The organism is Bosea sp. PAMC 26642 (genome assembly GCF_001562255.1).
Classification (GTDB): Bacteria; Pseudomonadota; Alphaproteobacteria; order Rhizobiales; family Beijerinckiaceae; genus Allobosea.
In genome coordinates this window covers 4552703-4573207 of record NZ_CP014301.1, presented here as the reverse complement: position 1 = coordinate 4573207, position 20505 = coordinate 4552703, and the positions used below count along the sequence as shown (strand labels likewise).

The window sequence follows — 20505 nt, the reverse complement described above, 5'->3', positions numbered from 1 at the left end:
GCCATGACCAATCCCCTCTTCGATCTCTCGAGCAAGACGGCCCTCGTCACCGGCTCCTCGCGTGGGCTGGGCCGCGCCATGGCCGAAGGGCTGGCGGTAGCCGGCGCCCGCATCCTGATCAACGGCACCGATCCGGCCCGCGTCGCCGACGCTGTCGCCGATTTCCGTGCTGCGGGCCATCAGGCAGAGCCCGCCCCTTTCAACGTCACCGACGAGGCGGCGATCATGGCCGCCTTCGAGGGCTTCGACGCTGCCGGGATCGCGGTCGACATTCTCGTCAACAATGCCGGCATTCAGTTCCGCAAGCCGATGGTCGAGCTTGCCACGGCCGATTGGCAGCGTGTCATCGACACCAACCTGACCTCGGCTTTCATGATCGGCCGCGAGGCGGCCAAACGCATGATCGCGCGCGGCTCCGGCAAAATCGTCAACATCGGCTCACTGACCAGCGAACTCGCGCGTGCCACCGTCGCGCCCTACACGGTGGCAAAAGGCGGCATCAAGATGCTGACGCGCGCCATGGCGGCCGAATGGGCCGAGCATGGCATCCAGGCCAATGCGATCGGACCCGGCTACATGATCACCGACATGAACCAGGCGCTGATCGATAACCCCAGCTTCGACGCCTGGGTCAAGGGCCGCACGCCGGCCAAGCGCTGGGGCAAGCCCGGCGAACTCGTGGGGGCCGCCGTCTTCCTGGCGTCGGCCGCCTCGGACTATGTCAACGGCCAGATCATCTATGTGGATGGCGGGATGTCGTCGGTCCTTTGACCCCTTGTAGCGCCTGAACCGACTTCGAGCGACCGAACCCGTTCAACCCGGTTCGTCGTTCAGTGTTCTGATTTGCAGCTGCCCCGGCAGATAATTCTTGCCGATTTACGCGAACTTTACGGCCGGGCCCCGCATTCGACATGGCGGCCTTACGGGCATCGACCCTAGCTCCGATCGAACACACGATCGGAGCCTTCCATGATCATCGACACTCTCTTCCTGCTCGGCGGCCTCGGCCTGTTCGGGCTCGCCTGCGTTGCCGTTTCCGCTGCCGACCGGCTGTGAGGCGGATCATGCCCCTCGACATCATCCTCGGGCTGACCGCGGCCGCGCTGCTGCTGGCCTATCTGCTCAAGGCGCTGCTGCGCCCCGAATCCTTCTGAGAGGTCGCACCCCATGACCCTCGACCTGATCCAGTTCCTCATCTTCGGCGCGCTGCTGCTGCTCGCGGCCTGGCCGCTCGGGCACTACATGGCGCGCGTCTTCACCGGCGAAGCCCGGTTCCTCGCGCCAGTGGAAAACGCAATCCTCGGCCTGGCCGGTGAAAGCGCGCCGCAGCCGCAGCGTTGGCAGGCCTATGCCTTCTCGCTACTCGCCTTCAACGCGGCGGGATTCGCACTGCTCTTCCTGATGCTGCGCTTCCAGAACTGGCTGCCGCTGAACCCGCAGGGCTTCGACGGCCTGTCGGCGCATCTCGCCTTCAACACCGCGATCTCCTTCGTCACCAACACCAACTGGCAGTCCTATGGCGGCGAGACGACGCTTTCGAATCTGAGCCAGATGCTGGGGCTGACGACACAGAACTTCGTCTCCGCCGCCAGCGGCGCGGCTGTCGCTGCCGCCGTGGCGCGTGGCTTTGCGGCCAGACAGACGCGAGTACTCGGGAATTTCTGGGTCGATCTGACCCGGTTCACGCTCTACATCCTGCTCCCGGGCTCGCTTCTGCTGGCGCTGGTCCTGGTCGCGCTCGGCCTGCCGCAGACGCTGGCGGGCTCCTTCGACGCGACGACGCTGGAAGGCGCCAAGCAGAGCATCGCGCTCGGACCGGTCGCGAGCCAGATCGCGATCAAACAACTCGGCACCAATGGTGGCGGCTTCTTCAACGTCAATTCAGCGCATCCCTTCGAGAACCCCACCGCGCTCAGCAACCTGCTGACGACGATCTCGATCCTGCTGATCCCCGTCGCCTTCTGCTTCACCTATGGCCGGCTCGTCGGTGATCGACGCCAGGGCCGGGCCTTGTTCGCTGCGATGGCGGTGCTGTTCCTCGTCGGCTTTGCCGCGATCTATGGCGCGGAGCGCCTCGGCAATCCGCTCCATGCCGGGCTGGTCGATGCCGCTGCGGGCAATATGGAGGGCAAGGAGGTCCGCTTCGGCATCCTGGCGTCGACGCTGTGGGCGGCCGCGACGACGGCTGCCTCGAACGGCTCGGTCAACGCGATGCTCGATTCGTTCACGCCGCTGGGCGGTCTCGTCGCAATGCTCAACATCCAGCTCGGCGAGGTCGTCTATGGCGGCGTCGGCGTCGGGCTCACCGGGATGCTGCTCTTCGTCATCATCACCGTCTTCCTGGCCGGGCTGATGGTCGGGCGGACGCCGGAATATCTCGGCAAGAAGATCGAGGCGCGCGAAATCAAGCTCGCGGCGCTGACGCTGCTGGTCATGCCGATCGGCATCCTGGTCTTCGCGGCACTCGCCATCGCGACGGGCCAGGCGCAGTCCTCGGTACAGGACGCCGGGCCACACGGGCTCTCCGAGTTGCTCTACGCCTACACCTCGGCGACCGGCAACAACGGCTCGGCCTTCGCCGGCTTCACTGCCAACACGCCCTGGCACAATGCCTTTCTCGGCATCGCGATGATGCTGGGCCGCTTCGGCTACATCATCCCGATCCTCGCCATTGCGGGCAGCCTTGCAGCCAAGCGTCCCGCGGCCGAGACGGCCGGCACCTTCCCGACGCATGGGCCGCTCTTCGTCACCCTGCTGGTCGCGACGATCCTCATCGTCGGCGCCCTCACCTTCCTTCCCATCCTCGCCCTTGGCCCGATCGCAGAACATGTCTCGATCCTCGCCGGGCAGAGCTTTTAGAGGCCGCTATGAGCAAGCACGCTCCCGCCGAGATGGGCCTGTTCTCGCCCGTCATCATCAGGCCTGCGATCCTGCAGGCCTTCCGCAAGCTCGATCCGCGCAGCCTGGCGCGCAATCCGGTGATCTTCTCGACCGCGCTGGTCTCGCTGCTGGCGACAGCACTGGTCATCCGCGAGGGGCTGACCGGCGGCCCGGTCTTCTGGATCGGGCTCCAGATTGCGATCTGGCTCTGGTTCACGGTGCTGTTTGCAAACTTCGCCGAAGCCGTCGCCGAGGGGCGCGGCAAGGCCCGCGCCGATGCCTTCCGCTCGACCCGCTCCTCGGCGCTGGCCAAGGTGCTGGTCGATCCCGCCAACCGTGTCGTCTACGGCACCAAGGATGTCGAAAGGGTCGAGCCCGGCGAGGTCATCCTGGTCGAGGCCGGCGACACGGTTCCCACCGATGGCGAGATCATCGAGGGCGTGGCTTCGGTCGACGAAAGCGCGATCACCGGCGAATCCGCGCCCGTGATCCGTGAATCCGGAGGCGACCGATCCTCGGTGACGGGCGGAACGCGGCTCGTCTCCGACTGGCTCGTCGTCCGCGTTACCGCCCGGCAGGGCGAGACCTTCCTCGACCGGATGATCGCGCTGGTCGAGGGCGCCAAGCGCCAGAAGACGCCCAACGAGATCGCGCTCGACATCCTGCTGGCGGCGCTGACGCTGGTCTTTCTCTTCGTCGTCGTCACCCTGCCCTTCTTCGCATCATGGTCGGGCACAACGCTGCCCGTGATCTATCTCGCGGCGCTGTTCGTGACGCTGATCCCGACGACCATCGGCGGGCTGCTCTCGGCCATCGGCATCGCCGGCATGGACCGGCTGGTGAAGGCCAACGTCATCGCCAAGTCGGGCCGCGCGGTCGAGGCCGCCGGCGACATCGACGTGCTGCTGCTCGACAAGACCGGCACGATCACCTTCGGCAACCGCATGGCCGACGCCTTCGAGCCGGCGCCGGGTGTCAGCGAGCGCGATCTGGCGGAAGCCGCCTTCCTGGCCTCGCTCGCCGACGAGACGCCGGAGGGCAAGTCGATTGTCGATCTGGCCGCGAAGCGTTTCGGCTTCGAGGCTGCCGCCGGCGCAGGCGCGACCTTCGTGCCCTTCACGGCGCAGACGCGCATGTCCGGCGTCGATCTGCCGGGCGGCATCGCCCTGCGCAAGGGCGCCTCCGACACGATGGCCAGGCTCACCGGCGGCGCGCTTGCGAGCGGGGTCGAGCAGGCCGTGCGCAAGATCGCCTCGTCTGGCGGCACGCCGCTGGTCGTCGCCCGCGACAACGTCGTTCTCGGCGTCATTCATCTCAAGGACGTCGTGAAGCCCAATATCCGCGAGCGTTTCGCCGAGCTGCGGCGCATGGGCATCCGCACGGTGATGATCACCGGCGACAATCCGCTGACAGCGGCGGCGATCGCGGCGGAAGCCGGGGTCGACGACTTTCTCGCGGAGGCGACGCCGGAAGCGAAGCTCGCCCTCATCCGCAAGGAACAGGCGGAAGGCCGGCTCGTGGCGATGTGCGGCGACGGCTCGAACGACGCGCCGGCGCTGGCCCAGGCGGATGTCGGCGTCGCCATGAACTCCGGCACGCCCGCCGCCAAGGAGGCCGGCAACCTGATCGACCTCGACAGCGATCCGACCAAGCTGATCGAGATCGTCATGGTCGGAAAGCAGCTGCTGATCTCGCGTGGAGCGCTGACGACCTTCTCGATCGCCAACGACGTGGCGAAGTATTTCGCGATCCTGCCGGCGCTGTTCGTCACCGCCTATCCGGGGCTGGCCGTGCTCGACGTGATGGGGCTCGGCTCGCCGCAATCGGCGATCCTGTCGGCGATCATCTTCAACGCGCTGGTCATCGTCGCGCTGATCCCGATCGCGCTCAAGGGCGTCAGCTATGTGCCGGCCTCCGCATCCCAGCTTCTGGGCCGCAACCTGCTGATCTACGGGCTCGGCGGGCTCGTCGTCCCGTTCATCGGCATCAAGGCGATCGATCTGATCGTCGATCTGCTTCACCTCGCCTGAAGGACTGAGATCATGACCTCCTATCTTCGCCCTTCGTTTGTCCTGCTCGGCATCTTCAGCCTGCTGACGGGAGCGGCCTATCCGCTCGCGGTCACCGGCGTGGCGCAGGCGGTATTGCCCTTCCAGGCAAACGGCTCTCCGGTGCTGAAGGACGGCGCTGTGATCGGCTCGACGCTGATCGGCCAGTCCTTCGCCTCGGATCGGTATTTCCATGGCCGGCCCTCGGCCACGACCGCGCCCGATCCGCAGGACGCGACCAAATCCGTCGAGAGCCCGTACAACGCCGCCAATTCGACCGGCTCGAATCTCGGCCCGAGTTCGGCCGCGCTCAAGCAGGCGATCACCGACCGCGTCGCGGCGCTCGGAGGCGGGGCGCAGCCGGCCGATCTGGTGACGGCTTCAGGCTCCGGTCTCGATCCGCACATCTCGCCGGAAGCAGCCCTCGTCCAGGTTGGTCGAGTCGCCAAGGCGAGAAGCCTAGGCGAGGATCGCGTGAGGCAGCTCGTCCAGGGCCAGGTCGAACCGCGTCTGCTCGGTGTGCTGGGCGAGCCACGCGTCAACGTGCTGGCGCTCAACCTCGCCCTCGACAGGCTCGGGCGCTGATGCTCTGGTCGGGCTCCCATGCCGAGCGCGCCTGACGAGAGACCGACACCTGAGTCCTTCCTGGCCGCGGCGCGCGGCGAGGAAGGCGGCGGGGCCGGCCGTCTCAAGATCTTCCTCGGCGCCTCGCCGGGCGTCGGCAAGACCTTCGCCATGATCGAGGAGGCCCGCGTCCGCCAGCGCGCGGGCCTCGACGTGGTGGTGGCGCTGGTCGAGACCCATGGTCGGGCGGAAACGGCCGCCTTGCTCGACAGGCTAGAGCAGTTGCCACGTCGGCAGGTGGAGTATCGCGGCCAGACTCTCAGCGAACTCGACCTCGACGCCCTGCTGGGGCGCAAGCCCGGCATCGCGCTGATCGACGAACTCGCCCATACCAACGCGCCGGGATCGCGCCATCCCAAGCGTTGGCAGGATGTCGTCGAAGTGCTCGATGCCGGCATCGACGTCGTCACGACGCTGAACATCCAGCATGTCGAGAGCCTGAACGACGTCGTCGCGCGCATCACCGGCGTGCGCGTGCAGGAGACGGTGCCGGACCATATCCTGCAGAGCGCCGACGAGATCGAGCTGATCGACCTGGCCCCGGAGGAGCTGATCAAGCGGCTCAAGGACGGCAAGGTCTATGTTCCCCAGCAGATCGGCCAAGCGCTGGAGAACTTCTTCGGCAAAGGCAAGCTGACGGCCTTGCGTGAACTGGCGCTGCGCACCGCCGCGAGCCGCGTCGATGCCGAGATGCTGGCCTGGATGCAGGCGAACGCGGTCAAGGGGCCCTGGCCGGCGGAAGAGCGCCTGCTCGTCTGCATCAACGAGGCGCCGGTCGCCCGCAGCCTCGTGCGCGCCGGCAAGCGCATGGCCGAGCGCTCGCGCCTGCCCTGGATCGTCGCCACCGTGATGACGCCGCGACATGAGGCCCTGCCCTCCGAGACGCGTGCGGTCACCGTCGAGGCGTTGCGCCTTGCCGAAACGCTGGGGGCGGAGACGATCGTGCTGCACGCCGAGTGCGACGTCGCAGGCGAAGTGCTGCGCTATGCCCGCCAGCGCAATGTCTCGCGCATCGTGATCGGCCGGCCGCGCTCGCACCGGTCGTGGTGGCAGAGGCTGGTCGGGGTCTTCCGCGAGCCGGTCGCCGACCGCCTGCTCGACGATGCAACCGATTTCGAAATTACGGTGGTGACGCCTCATGCCCGCGTGGAGCGGCGCAAGCTGTCGGCGCCGGCCTGGATCGCGCCTGACTGGCATGGTTATGTCTTCGCGCTCGCGTGCATCGCCATCGCAACGCTGGTGGCGATGCCACTGGCGATCTGGGAAGCCGTGCCTGGCGGCGCGATCTCCGCGATTTATCTGGCGGCCGTCATGGTCGTTGGCGCCCGCCATGGGCTCGGCCCTTCGCTCGCAGCCGGCCTGCTGGGCTCCTGCGCCTATAATTTCTTCTATACGCCACCCTTCTATTCGCTCGATATCCGGCGTCCGGAAGACGTCGTCTCGGTCGTCGTCTACCTGCTCGGCGCGGTGTTCACGGGCAGCCTCGCGAGCCGTTTGAAGGCGCAGGTCGAGGCGATGCGCTCGGCCCAGCGCCGCACCGAGACGCTCTACGATTTCGCCCGCAAGATCGCCTCGGCCAACGACACCGACGACGTGCTCTGGGCGGCGGCCTTCCACATCGCCGCGACGCTGGACTGCCGCTCGCTCATCCTGATGCCGGATCCGGCAGGCGCGCTGCAGCAGGTCCAGGGTCATCCGACCATCGACGAACTCGATGCGCGGGCGGAGGGCGCGGCGCGCTGGGCGTTCGAGAAGAACGAGGCTGCGGGCGCTGGCACCGCGACGCTGCCGATGAGCGAATGGCTGTTCGTGCCGTTGGCCACTGCAACCGCGACGCTCGGCGTCATCGGCGTGCGGTTCCGAGATCGCCTGCGCGGGCTCGACCCGGAGACGCGGCGGCTGCTCATCGCAGTCGAGGATCAGGTCGCGGTGGCCGTCGAGCGCACGCGGCTGGCCGGCGAACTGGCGAATGCGCGGGTGTCGGCGGAGGGCGAGAAGCTGCGCGGCGCGCTGCTGAACTCCGTCAGTCACGATCTGCGCACGCCGCTGGTCACCGTGATCGGGGCAGTGTCCAGCCTGGCGGAGACCGATGGAACGCTCAGCCCTGCCGACCGGCGCGAACTGACGGCGACGGCGCTGGATGAGGCGCGCCGCCTCGACCGCTATGTCCAGAACCTGCTCGACATGACGCGGCTCGGGCACGGCGCGCTGGCGCCCAAGCGCACGGCGGTGGACCTGCGCGAGATCCTCGGCGTCGTCCGCAACGATCTCAAGCGCGTGCTGGCCGGCCACAGCCTCGTCATCGAGACGCCGCGGGATCTTCCGGCGCTGCATGTCGATCCGGTGCTGATCGGGCAGGCCATCGCCAACGTCGTCGAGAACGCCGCGAAATATGCGCCGGCCGGCACCTCCATCCATATCACCGCCAGAAGCGACGGGGGGATGGCTGAGCTCGCCGTGATCGACGAAGGGCCGGGCATCCCCGAAGACGAGCGCGATCGGGTCTTCGAGCTGTTTCATCGCGTGGCGCACGGCGATTCACGTCCGGCCGGGACGGGCCTGGGTCTTTCGATCGTCAAGGGACTGGTCGAGGCGCATGACGGAACGGTCCGCGCCCAGGCGGGGTCCGGTGGACGCGGCACCGCCATCGTGATCAGGCTGCCGCTCGCATCCCAGAGAAACGAAGATCCGGAATGACCGACGGCAAGCCAGCCCGCATCCTCGTGATCGACGACGAAGCGCCGATCCGGCGGTTTCTCGCCATCGTGCTCGGGGCCGGTGGTTTCGAGATGCTGGAAGCCGATCGCGGCCGTCTCGGCATCGAGCGAGCCGCGACGATGGCGCCTGATGCCGTGCTGCTCGATCTCGGCTTGCCCGACATGGATGGCAAGGCGGTGATCGAGGCGATCCGGGAATGGTCGAGCCTGCCGATCCTCGTACTCTCGGTGCGTGACGCCGAGACGGAGAAGATCGCGGCGCTCGACGCGGGGGCCGACGACTATGTGACCAAGCCGTTCTCGACCGGCGAGTTGCTCGCGCGCTTGCGGGCGCTGCTGCGCAGCCGCCGCGAGCGTGCTACCGAACCGGCTGAGATCCGCATCGGTGGACTCGAGATCGATCTTGCGAGCCATATGGTCGTCGTGGACGGCGCTTCGGTTAAGTTGACGCGCAAGGAGTTCGACGTGGTCGCCCTGCTGGCACGCAATGCCGGCAAACTGGTCGGGCACAAGCAGTTGCTGACGACGATCTGGGGACCGGCCCACGCGGCCGACACCCATTATCTGCGCATCGCGATCGGCCATATCCGCGAGAAGATCGGTGACGACGCCGCCGATCCGCGCTTCATCGTCACGGAGCCCGGCGTAGGCTACCGGCTGATCGACGCCCGCAGCCAAGCCCCCTGAAGGCTACAGCGCACCGTATCTGGCAGGCCGTTCGGCGCGCAGTCTGCCGCTGCGGATCGCGACAAGCTGCAGCCCGGTAAGCGTCCCGGGAGCAGACACCTCGGACGTCCGCGATCGAGCATTCCGATAAGCGTGACCCAGTCATCCAGCAGATGCCCATGTTGACGGCGTCGACTTAGGGAGAGGTGGCAGCCTCAAAATCGTCACTCGGCCGCGCCTGCAGCGGCATCCGGAACGTGAAACGCGTTTCAGCCGGGGTCGAGGATACCGTCAGCGTTCCGCCATGGGCCTGCGCGATCATCGAGGCGATGTGGAGCCCGAGCCCGAGACCGTTCGCGCTTGCACGGACGGTGCCGCGGAAGAACGGGCGAAACAACTGGGCCATGGCCGCGGGCGGGATCGGGTCGCCGGCGTTCGAGACCGAGACAGTCAGCCAGTCCGAGCCTGCCGTGGCGTCGACCCGAATGGGCTTGTCCGCCGCGCCATGGGTCAAGGCGTTGCCGAGCAGGTTGGACACCAACTGGCCCATCCGGCCATGATCGCATGCGATCGACCGATCGATCGCGATGTTAACCTCGATGTTCACCTCGGGGTGGGTCGATGCAAGTTCGTCGATCACCTGGCGGAGCGTGTGTTCGAGCGGCATCGACGCGTCGAGGGACAGCGTCAGTCCGCTGCCGAGCTGGCCGCGCGCGAGGTCGAGGACATCGTCGATCAGCCTGTGCATGCGCTGGGAACTCGCCTGCATCAAACCGATCAGGCGAGCCTGCTTGGGGCTTAACGGCTCTTTGCTGACCATGCGCAAGCCAGCCTCGACCGAGGCCAGCGGATTGCGAAGATCGTGGCCGAGCACGGCAATGAACTGCTCTCGCAGCGCTCCTGTGGCCTTCTCCTCCGCAAGACCCTTGGACGCCTCCTCGCGCGATCGGACCAGGGATTGCTCGAAGCTTCGCCTGTCGGTTGCCTTGAATATGATGACCCGCGTGAATTCGAGGGCGTCGTTGTCGTCCCGTCTTTCGTTCGCACTGACGAAAACGGGCAGCTTCGCCGATGTGCCGGTGAGCAGATCCAGCGCGATCTCCGTGACCGAACCATGCATCCGCAAGGCAGGGACGAGGTGCGTCTCGAAGAGGATGCGCCCTGGCATCGTCAGCCTTTCGCGGAACTTGCCGCCGACCAGCTCCTGCACCGGGATTTCGAGCCAGTTCGCCAACGTCGCGTTCGCCCTGCCGATCCTGCCATCGGGAAGGAGAATGATGTAGCCGCAGGGTGCGTTGTCGTAGAGGTCAGCGAGATCCTCCAGGCGCTCCTGCGAGAGTGCCTTCGGTTCCAGGTCAGGCAAAGGCACGGACCTCCCGAATGACCTCCGCCGGCGCACTCAGATTGGGGCAATGGCCTGTCGCATTGAGCAGGACGTACTTGCTGCCCGCGATGCTCTCATGAACGAACCGTCCGACCTGCTCGCCGGCGATGATGTCGTCCCGGCATTGCAGCACGAGCGAAGGAATGCTGACCCGAGCCAAGTCGGCCCGATTATCTGACAAGAAGGTGGTTCGAGCGAAGTGCCTGGCGATGTCTGGATCCGTCCGGCAAAAGCTCGCCGCCAGTTCCTCTCCCAGCTCCGAACGGGCTGGGTTGCCCATTATCGCGGGCGCCATGGCGTTCGACCATCCCATGTGGTTCTGGGACATCGAGTCCAGCAGGTCCTCGATGTCGGTTGCGGTGAAGCCGCCGACGTAGTCACCGTCATCGATGTAACGGGGTGATGGACCCACCAGCACCAGGGAGCCGAACATGCCTGGCGCTTTGAGCGAGGCGAGCACGCCGATCATCGCGCTGACGGAGTGCCCCACGAATACCGCGTCCGTCAGTTCAAGCTCAAGCCCGATCTCGACGACGTCTTCGGCATAACCCGAGAGACTGGCGTATTTGTCAGGATCGAACGCGGACAGATCCGATTTGCCGGCACCGACATGGTCGAACAGGACGGTTTTGAAATCGGATCGAAAAGCCGGCTCCACGAAGCGCCACATGTTCTGATCGCAACCGAAGCCATGGGCGAACATCATCGCCCGATCGCCGTCGCCAGCGGTCTTCACGTTGTTTCGCAGCAGAACTGATCCATTCTTCGCCATGGCAGCGTCTTAGCATCGAGCGATGGCAAAAGTCTCCCCTTGGCCGTTAACTCTACTGGGATGCAGGCTTTCTGCTGTGAGGCGCGGCGATGTTTGGTGGCGGATGGTCGGTCTTCAGACCCGGCAAACGGGAGACGCCGCGGCATTAGCTCTGCTGGACTTTTCAACACGAGCGCAGACGTCCGCTCCGGTCATCGGCTCGGTTCACTTCTGGACGAGAATGCAGGCGTATCCGCGCTGGCGAGCCATTTCGATCGGGGTCACGCCGTTGCGGTCGCCAAGGTCGAGCCGCGCGCCAGCTGCGACGAGATGGCTCGCGGCGCGCTGATGCCGCACCCCGCCATCGCCGAGGATGACGAACTCGATGCTCGAGATGCTCTTCGCCCATCTCAAGCGCATCCTGCGGTTCGATCGGCTGCGCCCTCGCCTCACGAACCACCATAGATTCTAATGTCGAGCTTTGGTGGGTTTTGTACGGTGAGGCGACGCTAGGTTGGGCTCCGACGGTCAGCGCGTCAGCACGATGTGGGTCGCCAGCTCCGTTGGGACCACCTCGCTCACCCGATAGCCGAGGCTTGGCAGATCAATGCCTGCGAACAGAGGTTCGCCGTGGCCCAGGACGACAGGCGACTGCGCTATGTGCACTTCGTCGATCGCCCCCGCGAGTAGATACTGGCGGACCGTCGAAACTCCACCGCCGATCTTCACGTCCAGGTCGCCCGCTACAGCTTTGGCCTGAGTGAGCGCCGCCTCGATCCCGTCTGTGACGAAATGGAAGGTCGTCCCGCCCTCCATCACGATCGGCGCCCGGGCGTGGTGGGTGAGGATGAAGGTCGGCGCGTGATACGGGGGATTGTCGCCCCACCAGCCCTTCCAGTCGGGTCCGCCCCAATCGTCGCCGGCCGGGCCGAACATATTGCGGCCGAGGATGAAGGCGCCGAAGCCTTCCGCTGAGGCGCGGGCGAAGCGGTCGTCGGTCCCGTCGTCTTGCCCGATCATCGATCGAAAGGTCCGGGTCGGGAAGAACCACTTGTGCAGCTCAAGGCCCCCTTTGCCCATCGGATGCTTCAGGCTCTGCTCCGGCCCTGCCCCGAAACCGTCGATGGACACGGCGAAACCACTGACGCGCACCTTGCCCATGGCTGTCAGACCTTTGCGTTCACGATGACGATAAGGTCGTCCAGCTGCGCGAATTGCTCGCCCCACCCATTTGTGCTCCCAGAGGCCATGGCGTCATCGAGCGCTCCTTTCGAAGGATAGAGCTCGTGCACGACGACTCGTGTCGCGCCATCCTCTTCCTCGAAGGTCACCGTTGTGACGGCCCCACCTTCGCCCCCTTCGTCATTGGTCCAGACGAGGCGGGAGTGTGGCGTCACTTCGATGTATCGACCGAAGAACGCCATGGGCTGCTCCGAAGAAGGGTGGCCCATCACTAAACGATACGCACCACCTGTGCGAACATCGGCGTCGTGAGAGATCAGGGAGAGGCCGCATGATATGGGCACCCACCATCGCTGGAACAGTTCCGGCTTGGCCCATGCTTCGAACACGATGCGCGCCGGGCCGGCGACGGTGCGCGTAACGACGAACTCCCGGGCCGATGTCCGCGCCATCGTTGTGCGGGCCTTCCCGGCGGCGGGATCACTCTGTCTGCCTGCGTGCATCGAACGACTCCCTCTGTTTCATTTGCTCGACGATTTGGTCCACCGCGTCGAAACGCGAGGCCGAAAGCCGGCGGTGTTCCTCGATCCATGCTATCTCTTTCACCCGTCGGCTGCGGCCGAGCATGCAGATCCTCACGGTGCCCTACCCTTTTGCGTCGTGACCGGCCCCGCCTGCTCCAAGACGCCGATGTGCTTTTTCATGCCCGTGATGGTCATGTGGAATTTGTCTGCAAGCTCCGACCGAAGCATGCGTACGCCCGAGTTGCTCTATGACGCCGCGTCCTGTGACGTCCGAGAGCGCTGTAAGGATTCAAAGCGAGTTGTCGAAAACTGAACCATTAGGTTTAGTGTTTAATGCGCTGATCGGCGCCATGCAAGGGGCCGAGACCGGCCACCGGAGGATCAGCGAGAAGCGGACCGCCCCCACATCCGACGTGGGTCTATTCCGGTCCAGACTGGGCCGCTGAGTGGAGGTCCGCTGTCGGGCTGACATCCAAATTCCGCTATTGGCGCTTCACTCCGACTAGCGCGGCGTGATTGCAACCCATTTGCGGGGTTTCGAAGGTTAGCTTCCGGTACTTCGACTGGACACAAGGCTGGCTATAGAGTTCGCAGCCAATCGTGACATCCCCAATTTTTGCTCCCCCTGCTGAGAAATTGAAGCCTGCGAAACCCGGTCCAGCCCAATGCGGTCCTGTATGGCGCTTGGAAAGCGGCGTTTACCCCGCCATCACGCGCGGCAATTAAAGAACGATGTCCGGATAGACCGTGAGCAGCAGCGTGAACAGGATCATGATCACGAGATAAGGGAAGGTGACCTTGGCGATGTAGCCCAAGCCATCCCCGGTCAGGCCCTGGATGACGAAGAGGTTGAAGCCGACCGGCGGCGTGATCTGCGCCATCTCGACAACGAGCACCATGAACACGCCGAACCAGATCGGATCGAAACCCGCCTGCTTGATGATGGGCAGCACGATCGGCAGCGTCATCACGATCATCGAGAAGCCGTCGAGGAAGCAGCCCAGCACGATGTAGAAGGCGATCAGCACGACGATCAGCATGAACGGCGTCAGGCTCAGGCTCTGCACATAGGCCGCGACCGCCTGTGGAATGCCCAGGAAGGCGGCCGCATTGCCCAGGATCGAGGCGCCGAGCACGATCAGCGCGATCATCGAGCAGGTGATCACGGCGCCGATCAGGATGCCCTTGACCGCCTCGAAATTCAGCGATCCCTGGAAGGCGGTGACGAGCGCGGCACCGAGCACGCCGACGGCCGCCGCTTCGGAGGGCGTCGCGATGCCGCCATACATCGAGCCGAGCACGCAGACGATCAGGAACAGCGCGGGCGCCAGATCCCGAAGCGCCGAGAAGCGCTCGCGCCAGGACAGGTTCCTCAGGTCGTTCTCGGCGGCAGGCACGAGATCGCCGCGCAAGGCGGTATGGATCATCACCCAGACCATGAAAGTGCCCGCCAGCAGCAGGCCCGGCAGCGCACCGGCCGTGAACAGCTTCAGGATCGAGACGTCGCCCAGGACGCCGTAGATGATCATGATGTTGGAGGGCGGAATCAGGAAGCCGAGCGTGCCGGCGCCAGCCAGCGAACCGATGGCGATATCCTTGGAGTAGCCGCGCTTGAGCAGCTCGGCGAGCGCGATCCGCCCGACCACCTGCGTCGTCGCGGCCGACGAGCCTGAGATCGCCGCGAAGATGGTGCAGCCGAAGATGTTCACATGCAGCAGCCGGCCCGGCAACATTCCCGCCCATGGCGCGAGACCCTTGAACAGCGAGCGCGACAGATGCGTGCGGAACAGCAGTTCGCCCATCAGGATGAAAAGCGGCAGGGCCAGAAGTTCCTGTGTCGTCAGGATGTTCCAGGCATATTGCGGCAGCAGCCGATCGAGCGGCATGGAGCGGAACAGCGCCAGCAGCACCGTCCCGGTCAAGGCGAGGGTGAGGCCGATCCACAACCCGCTGGCCAGCAGGCCAAACAGGATCGCGAACATGACGACGACTTCGATGGACATGGGTTAAGTCCCGGCCGGCTGGCCAATTGGTGAGAAAGGGCGCGTGTCGAAGCGTCGCGTCGCTCAATCGGCCGGCGCAGCGGCCTTCATGGAATCGTCCTCGAGCGGCAGCCCGAAGCCTGCCTGAATCACGCGCGCGAGATATTGCAGGGTCAAAAGCAGCATGCCGAAGGTCACCACGGCCTGGGGAAACCAGACCGGTGTGTCGCTCGACACGGAGGTCTGCCCCCGGCTGAACGAGCCCCATGAGAACCGCACCATCGAATAGGTCAGGAAGGCCATGAAGGCGAAGCCGAGCAGCGCGGCGAAAACCTCCATCAGGCGTCGCAATGCCGGCGGGGCCTTGCCGATCACGAGCGTGACGCGCACATGCCCGCCTGCGCGCAGGGTCATGGCAGCCCCGAAGGTGAAGGACGCCGCCATCAGATAGGACGAATACTCCCATGCCACGGGAATCGAGGCGGGGAAGAAGGGCAGGAAGTTCGACAGGAACCGCGTGCCGATCTCGCAGAGCATCAGCAGGGTCAAGGCCAGCAGGCAGCCGCCGCCGAGCCAGCCGTCGAGACGGCTCAGCCGGTCGATGCCGTCGAGGAGGCCGCGCAGGACAGCGGGAACCGCGACGCTGTGCGCGGAAGCAGGCACGGCGTCGCTCACGAGCCGCGCTTCATCTCGGCGAGATAGGCCTTGATCGGCTTATCTGCCGTGGGAACACGCTTGATGAAGGCGTCGAGCAGGGGGGCAGTCTTCGCCCGGAGATCGGCCATCATCGGCTCGGGAACGGGTACGACTTCCATTCCACCCCCGGTCAGGCGCTTCAGGCTGTCGGTATCGGCCTTCAGCGATTCCGCCCAGAAGGACGGCTCGAGCTTGACCGCGATCTCCTCCATCGCCTTGCGCTCCTCGGGCTTGAGCTTGTTCCAGCTGTCGAGATTGATCGTCACCATCTCCGACGACCAGACATGGTTGGTCGGCAGAAGGTATTTCAGGAACTCCCAGAACTTGCCGTCGACGCCCGACACCGCCGAGGTCGACACACCCGCGACAACGCCCGATGCCAGCGCCGGCACGGTCTCGCCCCAGGGGATCAGCACGGGCGACATGCCGACGGCGTTGAGCATGTCGACGGCATTCTTGTCGGGCACGCGGATCTTGATGCCCTTGAGGGCTTCAACCGTCGTCACCTTGGCCTTGAGCTGCAGATATTGCGTCGGCCAGGGCACGATGAAGAGGATCTTCTGATTGTTGCGCGCGGCGATCTTGTCGTATTCGGGCCGCACATATTTGTGCAGCACTTTCAGTTCCTCGGGCGTGCCGACGAGGAAGGGCACGCTCTCGACGCCCATGAACGGCTCGTCCCCGACCTGCTGGATGTTCAGGACATCGGCCATCGGCACGATGCCGTCGCGCACCGCACGCAGATGCTCGGGCCCCTTGAAGCCGAGCTGCCCGCCGGCCTTGACCAGGATCTCGACGCTGCCATTCGTCGCCTTCTTGACCTCTGCGGCGTAGCGCATGGCGTTTTGCGTATGGAAGTTGCTTTCCGGCCAGACCGTGGAGAGATCGAGCTTGGTCTGAGCCGCAGCCGGCAGGGCGGCCAAACCGAGGAGTCCGACTGCCGCCAGCAGCGCGCGCCGTCCGATGCGATGGTCCGCCATGTCTTGAAACCTCTCAGGTGAAGCCGGTCGTTCGGCAAGGACGAAGCAAGACGCCGGCCAAGCTGCGGCCCGGCGCGTATTCAGGACGCGGTGACGAGTTCTTCGGCAATCTCCCGGCTGATGCGGGCTGGATCGCGCTCGGCGGGATCGCCGATGCCGGCGCCGCCGGGCGTCAGGACGACCAGCCGCTCGCCCGCGGGAATCTCCTGGAAACCCTTGCCTTTGAGCTTCTTGCCGGATTTCAACCCGATATAGCCGGCCGCACCGTCCTTGCCGCCGTCTCGTCCACGCGCCGGGTGATCGATCCTGTCGAAGGCCGCCAGGATTTCGAAGGAGGCGGCGACGCCGCTCTCGATCTCGATGATCTGGCCGTGGCCGCCGCGCGTGCGCCCGTCGCCGCCGCTGTCGGGCCGCAGCTCCTTCTTCCAGAAGATCAGCGGCGTCTGCGTCTCGGCGATCTCGACGGGCGTGCCGCGCACGCCGCTGGGATAGGCGGTCGCCGATAGCCCGTCCTTGTCGAAGCGCGCGCCGGTGCCGCCATTGCTGGTGACGGCCATGGCGAAGCCGTAATTGCCCTGCGCGCCTGCATGCGTGCGGCCGCGCACGTTGAGGTTCCACAGGCAGGAGGTGCCCTCCGCGGGCACGCGCTCGGGGATGACCTGGCGCAGGCAGCCGAAGACGACGTCGGGCAGCATCTGGCCGATGACGTGGCGCGAGGAGACGGCCGCCGGCTTGGGCGCGTTCAGGATCGAGCCGAGCGGCGCCGACACCGTCAGCGGCGCGAGCGATCCTGCATTGTTTGGGATTTGCGCCGCGACGACGCAGCCGAGCCCGAACACGGTATAGGCGGTGGTGTAGGAGTGCGGCACGTTGATCCCGCGCTGGGCCTGGGGCGAGGTGCCCGTGAAATCGACATGGATGCCGGTCCCGGACACGGTCAGCTCGGCTGCGAGCGTGACCGGCTCGTCATAGCCATCCACGACCATTTCATTGCGCCAGGTACCCTTGGGCAGCTTGGCGATCTCGGCCATAACCGCCTCATAGGACCGCTCGCAGATGTAGTCGGCGAGTTCGTCGAGGCTGTCGATGCCGAATTCGTCCATCATCTCGACGAGGCGTTTTGCACCCATGTCGTTGCAGGCGGCGAGCGAATAGGTGTCGCCCTCCGTGTCGACCGGCTGGCGCGTGTTGGCGCGGATGATCGCCATCACGTTCTGATCGACCCTGCCGGCATCGATCAGTTTCAGCATCGGCAGATACAGGCCTTCCATGAAGACGTCTGTGGCGTCGGGCCCAAAGCCGATGCCGCCGATATCCATCAGATGGCTGGTGCAGGAGAACAGGCCGACCGGCTTGCCGTTCCGGAAGGCGGGCGTCGTCACCACGAAGTCGTTGAGGTGGCCGGTGCCCATCCACGGGTCGTTGGTGATGTAGGCGTCGCCTTCCTTCATCGTCTCGATCGGAAAATGCCGGATGAAGTGCTTCACCGATTCCGCCATCGAATTGACGTGGCCCGGCGTGCCGGTGACGCCTTGCGCCAGCATCCGGCCCTGAAGGTCGAAGACGCCTGCCGAGATATCGCCGCATTCGCGCACGATCGGCGAGAACGCCGTGCGCATCAGGATCTGGCCCTGTTCCTCCACCACCGCGATCAGGCGGTTCCACATGATCTGGAGATCGATCAGGCTGAGTTTCTCGGTCATCTCGGATCTCCTCAGGCAGCCAGGAGCTTGGGCAGCCCCGGCGCGGCGACCTTGCGGTCCATCACGATGCAGCCGATGGCGTCGATATGGGCGTCGAAGCTCATCGACACGAAGGTAGAGGTCTCGTCTTCGGCGATGATGGCGGGGCCGGCGATGCGGGCGCCTGGCGTCATCGCCTCGCGTCGGTAGAGCGGGATCATGGCGGTGGTGCCGGCTTTGCCGTCATGGAAGCTGCGGCTGCCGGACGCTTCCGGCACGCCGGACATCGCCACCTTCGGCACCGGGATGGGTTTGGGCGGCTGCGTCGTGGCCAGCACCGACCAGCTCAGGATTTCGATCGCGGCTCCGGGGATCGGCCGGGCGAACAAGGCCGCATAGTCCGCCTCGAAGGCGGTGCGCAGGGCCGGGACATCGTCGCTGCCGAGTGCGCCTTCGGGCAGCGTCACGGTGATCTCGTGCCCCTGGCCGACATACCGCATGAAGGCGACCCGCCGCGCAATCACAGGCTCGCCGCGTGCGCCGGGTTCGACCAGTGCGCGCGCCTCCTGCTCCATCGCCGCGAGAAGCTCGGAGACCAGCGCACCGTCGAAGGCATCGAGCCGGACATGGCGGCTGCGCACCAGTTCATAGGAGACCGGCGCCGCAAGAAAGCCGACCGCCGAGCCGACGCCGGCATTGGGCGGAACGACGACGCGGTTGACGCCGATTTTCTCGGCGACGCGGGCAGCGTGCAGAGGCGCGGCGCCTCCGAAGGCGATGAGCGTGTGCTCGCCGACGACCGCCCCGCGCTCGACCGCATGAACGCGCGCCGCGCTCGCCATGTTTTCGCAGACCATTTCGTGGACGGCATAGGCAGCGGTTTCCGCATCGAGACCGAGCGGTTCGCCGATATCGGCCAGCAGAGCCTTCTTCGAAAGTTCGGGATCGAGCGGAATCGTGCCGCCGGCAAAGGTCGCAGGGTCGATCATGCCGAGCACGACATCGGCGTCGGTCACGGCGGGATGAATGCCGCCGCGTCCGTAGCAGGCGGGGCCGGGTTCCGACGAGGCGCTTTCGGGGCCAACCGTGATGCGCTTGAGTGCATCGATCCGGGCGATCGAGCCGCCGCCGGCGCCGATCTCGACCATCTCGATTACCGGAATGCGCACCGGAAGCCCCGAGCCCTTGAGGAAACGCGCGGCGCGGTCGACCTCGAAGATGCGGGAGGATTGCGGCTCGAACTTCTCGATCAGGCAGATTTTGGCGGTGGTGCCGCCCATGTCGAAGGAGAGCACCTTGCTCTCGCCGAGTTGGGCGGCCGTCAGCGCCGCGAAGATGGCGCCGCCCGCAGGTCCCGATTCGACCAGGCGCACGGGAAAGCGCTGCGCGGTCTCGATCGAGGTCAGGCCGCCGCCGGACGTCACGAGATAGATCGCGCCACGAAACTGCTCAAGCGCGAGCCCGTCCGCCATGCGGGCAAGATAGCCCGCCATCAGCGGCTGGACATAGGCGTTGGCGATCGCCGTCGAGGTCCGCTCGTATTCGCGCACTTCAGGGCAGACCTCGCTCGACAGCGTAATGCCGAGTTCCGGCATCGCGTTTTTGAGCAGGGCGCCGGTGCGGCGCTCGTGGTCTGCATTGGCGTAGGAATGCAGGAAGGCGATGGCGACGCTTTCGACCCCGGCCGCCTGGAGCCTGGGCACCAGCGCAGCCACTGCCGCCTCGTCGAGCGGCAGGCGGACCCTGCCCTGCACGTCGACCCGCTCGGGCACGGTGAAGCGCAAGGCGCGGTCGACGAGCGGGCGCGGCTTCTCGATCTGGAGATCGTATTGGTCGTAGCGGCTCTCCGTGCCGATCTCGATGATGTCGCGGAAACCATCGGTGGCGATCAGCGCTGTTCGCGCGCCGCGCCGCTCGATGATCGCGTTCGTCGCCAGCGTCGTGCCGTGCACGAAGACGTCGATGTCGGACATGTGCAGCTTCGCATCCGACAGGATGAGGCGCATGCCGCCTAGCACGCCTTCTTCGGGCCGTGTCGGCGTCGTCAGCACCTTGCGGGTGATCCGGCCGGATTCCGTTTCCAGCACGACATCGGTGAAGGTGCCGCCGATATCGACCGCGAGCCTGACATGGGCTTGTTTCGTCACGAATGTCGTCTCCGATGCGCCGAGCGTGCAGGGCGAAACAGTATGCAAGAACGAGCGCAGCCGGGATGCAGAAGGCGCATGCCGCTCATGCCGACTTTTGGCTGTCCGCTTTCAGGATATGAGCCACCGTCAGCTCTTGGCGCGTTTGGTCCGGGGCGGGGACGGCATTTCCGGCTCGTAGCCCATATCCACGATGTTTACTCTTGGGCGATCCAGTTGACCGAGACCTGGGCGTTTATAAC

The 20505-nt window shown here is 65.7% G+C and carries 17 protein-coding genes and 1 pseudogene; 7 read left to right on the top strand and 11 right to left on the bottom strand.

Annotation, left to right across the window (positions count from 1 at the left end):
* Window positions 1-3 precede the first annotated feature (3 nt).
* The 7 genes from AXW83_RS21875 to AXW83_RS21850 all read left to right on the top strand — a co-directional run bounded on the left by AXW83_RS21875 (window position 4) and on the right by AXW83_RS21850 (window position 8956).
* Window positions 4-771 (top strand): SDR family oxidoreductase, encoded by a 768-nt coding sequence (locus AXW83_RS21875; RefSeq protein WP_066617260.1) that lies wholly within the window; start codon window positions 4-6, stop codon window positions 769-771.
* Between the two features lie 293 nt (window positions 772-1064).
* Complete coding sequence (locus AXW83_RS27585) at window positions 1065-1154, top strand: potassium-transporting ATPase subunit F (protein WP_168166133.1); 90 nt, start codon at window positions 1065-1067, stop codon at window positions 1152-1154.
* A gap of 13 nt (window positions 1155-1167) precedes the next feature.
* The gene (kdpA, locus tag AXW83_RS21870; RefSeq protein WP_066617259.1) at window positions 1168-2859 is read left to right on the top strand and encodes a potassium-transporting ATPase subunit KdpA; all 1692 of its coding nucleotides are present in this window, start codon (window positions 1168-1170) and stop codon (window positions 2857-2859) included.
* 8 nt (window positions 2860-2867) lie between these two features.
* Window positions 2868-4910, top strand: coding sequence for a potassium-transporting ATPase subunit KdpB (gene kdpB / locus AXW83_RS21865; protein ID WP_066617258.1), 2043 nt, complete (start codon window positions 2868-2870; stop codon window positions 4908-4910).
* A gap of 12 nt (window positions 4911-4922) precedes the next feature.
* The gene (gene kdpC, locus AXW83_RS21860) at window positions 4923-5513 is read left to right on the top strand and encodes a potassium-transporting ATPase subunit KdpC (protein ID WP_066617254.1); all 591 of its coding nucleotides are present in this window, start codon (window positions 4923-4925) and stop codon (window positions 5511-5513) included.
* Between the two features lie 18 nt (window positions 5514-5531).
* On the top strand, window positions 5532-8249 hold the full coding sequence (locus AXW83_RS21855; RefSeq protein WP_066617252.1) for a sensor histidine kinase: 2718 nt from the start codon (window positions 5532-5534) through the stop codon (window positions 8247-8249).
* Window positions 8246-8956, top strand: a complete 711-nt coding sequence (locus AXW83_RS21850; RefSeq protein ID WP_066617251.1) for a response regulator — start codon at window positions 8246-8248, stop codon at window positions 8954-8956. Before AXW83_RS21855 ends, AXW83_RS21850 begins: the two co-directional genes overlap by 4 nt.
* A gap of 175 nt (window positions 8957-9131) precedes the next feature.
* Here the strand turns inward: AXW83_RS21850 and AXW83_RS21845 are convergent, their stop codons facing one another.
* The 11 genes and pseudogenes from AXW83_RS21845 to AXW83_RS21795 form a co-directional block, all read right to left on the bottom strand.
* A complete protein-coding gene (locus AXW83_RS21845) occupies window positions 9132-10304 on the bottom strand; it encodes a PAS domain-containing sensor histidine kinase (RefSeq protein ID WP_236841738.1) in 1173 nt (390 codons plus the stop codon).
* Complete coding sequence (locus AXW83_RS21840; RefSeq protein ID WP_066617248.1) at window positions 10291-11091, bottom strand: alpha/beta fold hydrolase; 801 nt, start codon at window positions 11089-11091, stop codon at window positions 10291-10293. Before AXW83_RS21840 ends, AXW83_RS21845 begins: the two co-directional genes overlap by 14 nt.
* Window positions 11092-11295: 204 nt before the next feature.
* Window positions 11296-11490 carry a hypothetical protein gene (locus tag AXW83_RS21835; protein ID WP_066617243.1) on the bottom strand — a complete coding sequence of 65 codons (195 nt, stop codon included), beginning with the start codon at window positions 11488-11490 and terminating at the stop codon, window positions 11296-11298.
* A gap of 108 nt (window positions 11491-11598) precedes the next feature.
* Window positions 11599-12231 carry a dihydrofolate reductase family protein gene (locus tag AXW83_RS21830; protein ID WP_066617240.1) on the bottom strand — a complete coding sequence of 211 codons (633 nt, stop codon included), beginning with the start codon at window positions 12229-12231 and terminating at the stop codon, window positions 11599-11601.
* 5 nt (window positions 12232-12236) lie between these two features.
* Window positions 12237-12755: an SRPBCC domain-containing protein gene (locus AXW83_RS21825; protein ID WP_066617238.1), complete on the bottom strand. Its 519-nt coding sequence runs from the start codon at window positions 12753-12755 to the stop codon at window positions 12237-12239.
* A pseudogene (locus AXW83_RS27905) lies at window positions 12733-13094 on the bottom strand (ArsR/SmtB family transcription factor). The gene AXW83_RS21825 and the pseudogene AXW83_RS27905 overlap by 23 nt, the downstream one beginning before the upstream one ends.
* Window positions 13095-13498: 404 nt before the next feature.
* Window positions 13499-14779, bottom strand: a complete 1281-nt coding sequence (locus AXW83_RS21815; RefSeq protein ID WP_066617237.1) for a TRAP transporter large permease — start codon at window positions 14777-14779, stop codon at window positions 13499-13501.
* 63 nt (window positions 14780-14842) lie between these two features.
* Complete coding sequence (locus AXW83_RS21810) at window positions 14843-15421, bottom strand: TRAP transporter small permease subunit (RefSeq protein WP_236841737.1); 579 nt, start codon at window positions 15419-15421, stop codon at window positions 14843-14845.
* A gap of 8 nt (window positions 15422-15429) precedes the next feature.
* Entirely contained in the window at window positions 15430-16434 is a 1005-nt protein-coding gene (locus tag AXW83_RS21805; protein WP_082767317.1) for a TRAP transporter substrate-binding protein, read from the bottom strand.
* 80 nt (window positions 16435-16514) lie between these two features.
* On the bottom strand, window positions 16515-18137 hold the full coding sequence (locus AXW83_RS21800) for a hydantoinase B/oxoprolinase family protein (protein WP_066617232.1): 1623 nt from the start codon (window positions 18135-18137) through the stop codon (window positions 16515-16517).
* A gap of 11 nt (window positions 18138-18148) precedes the next feature.
* Window positions 18149-20263, bottom strand: a complete 2115-nt coding sequence (locus tag AXW83_RS21795) for a hydantoinase/oxoprolinase family protein (protein WP_066617229.1) — start codon at window positions 20261-20263, stop codon at window positions 18149-18151.
* Window positions 20264-20505 lie beyond the last annotated feature (242 nt).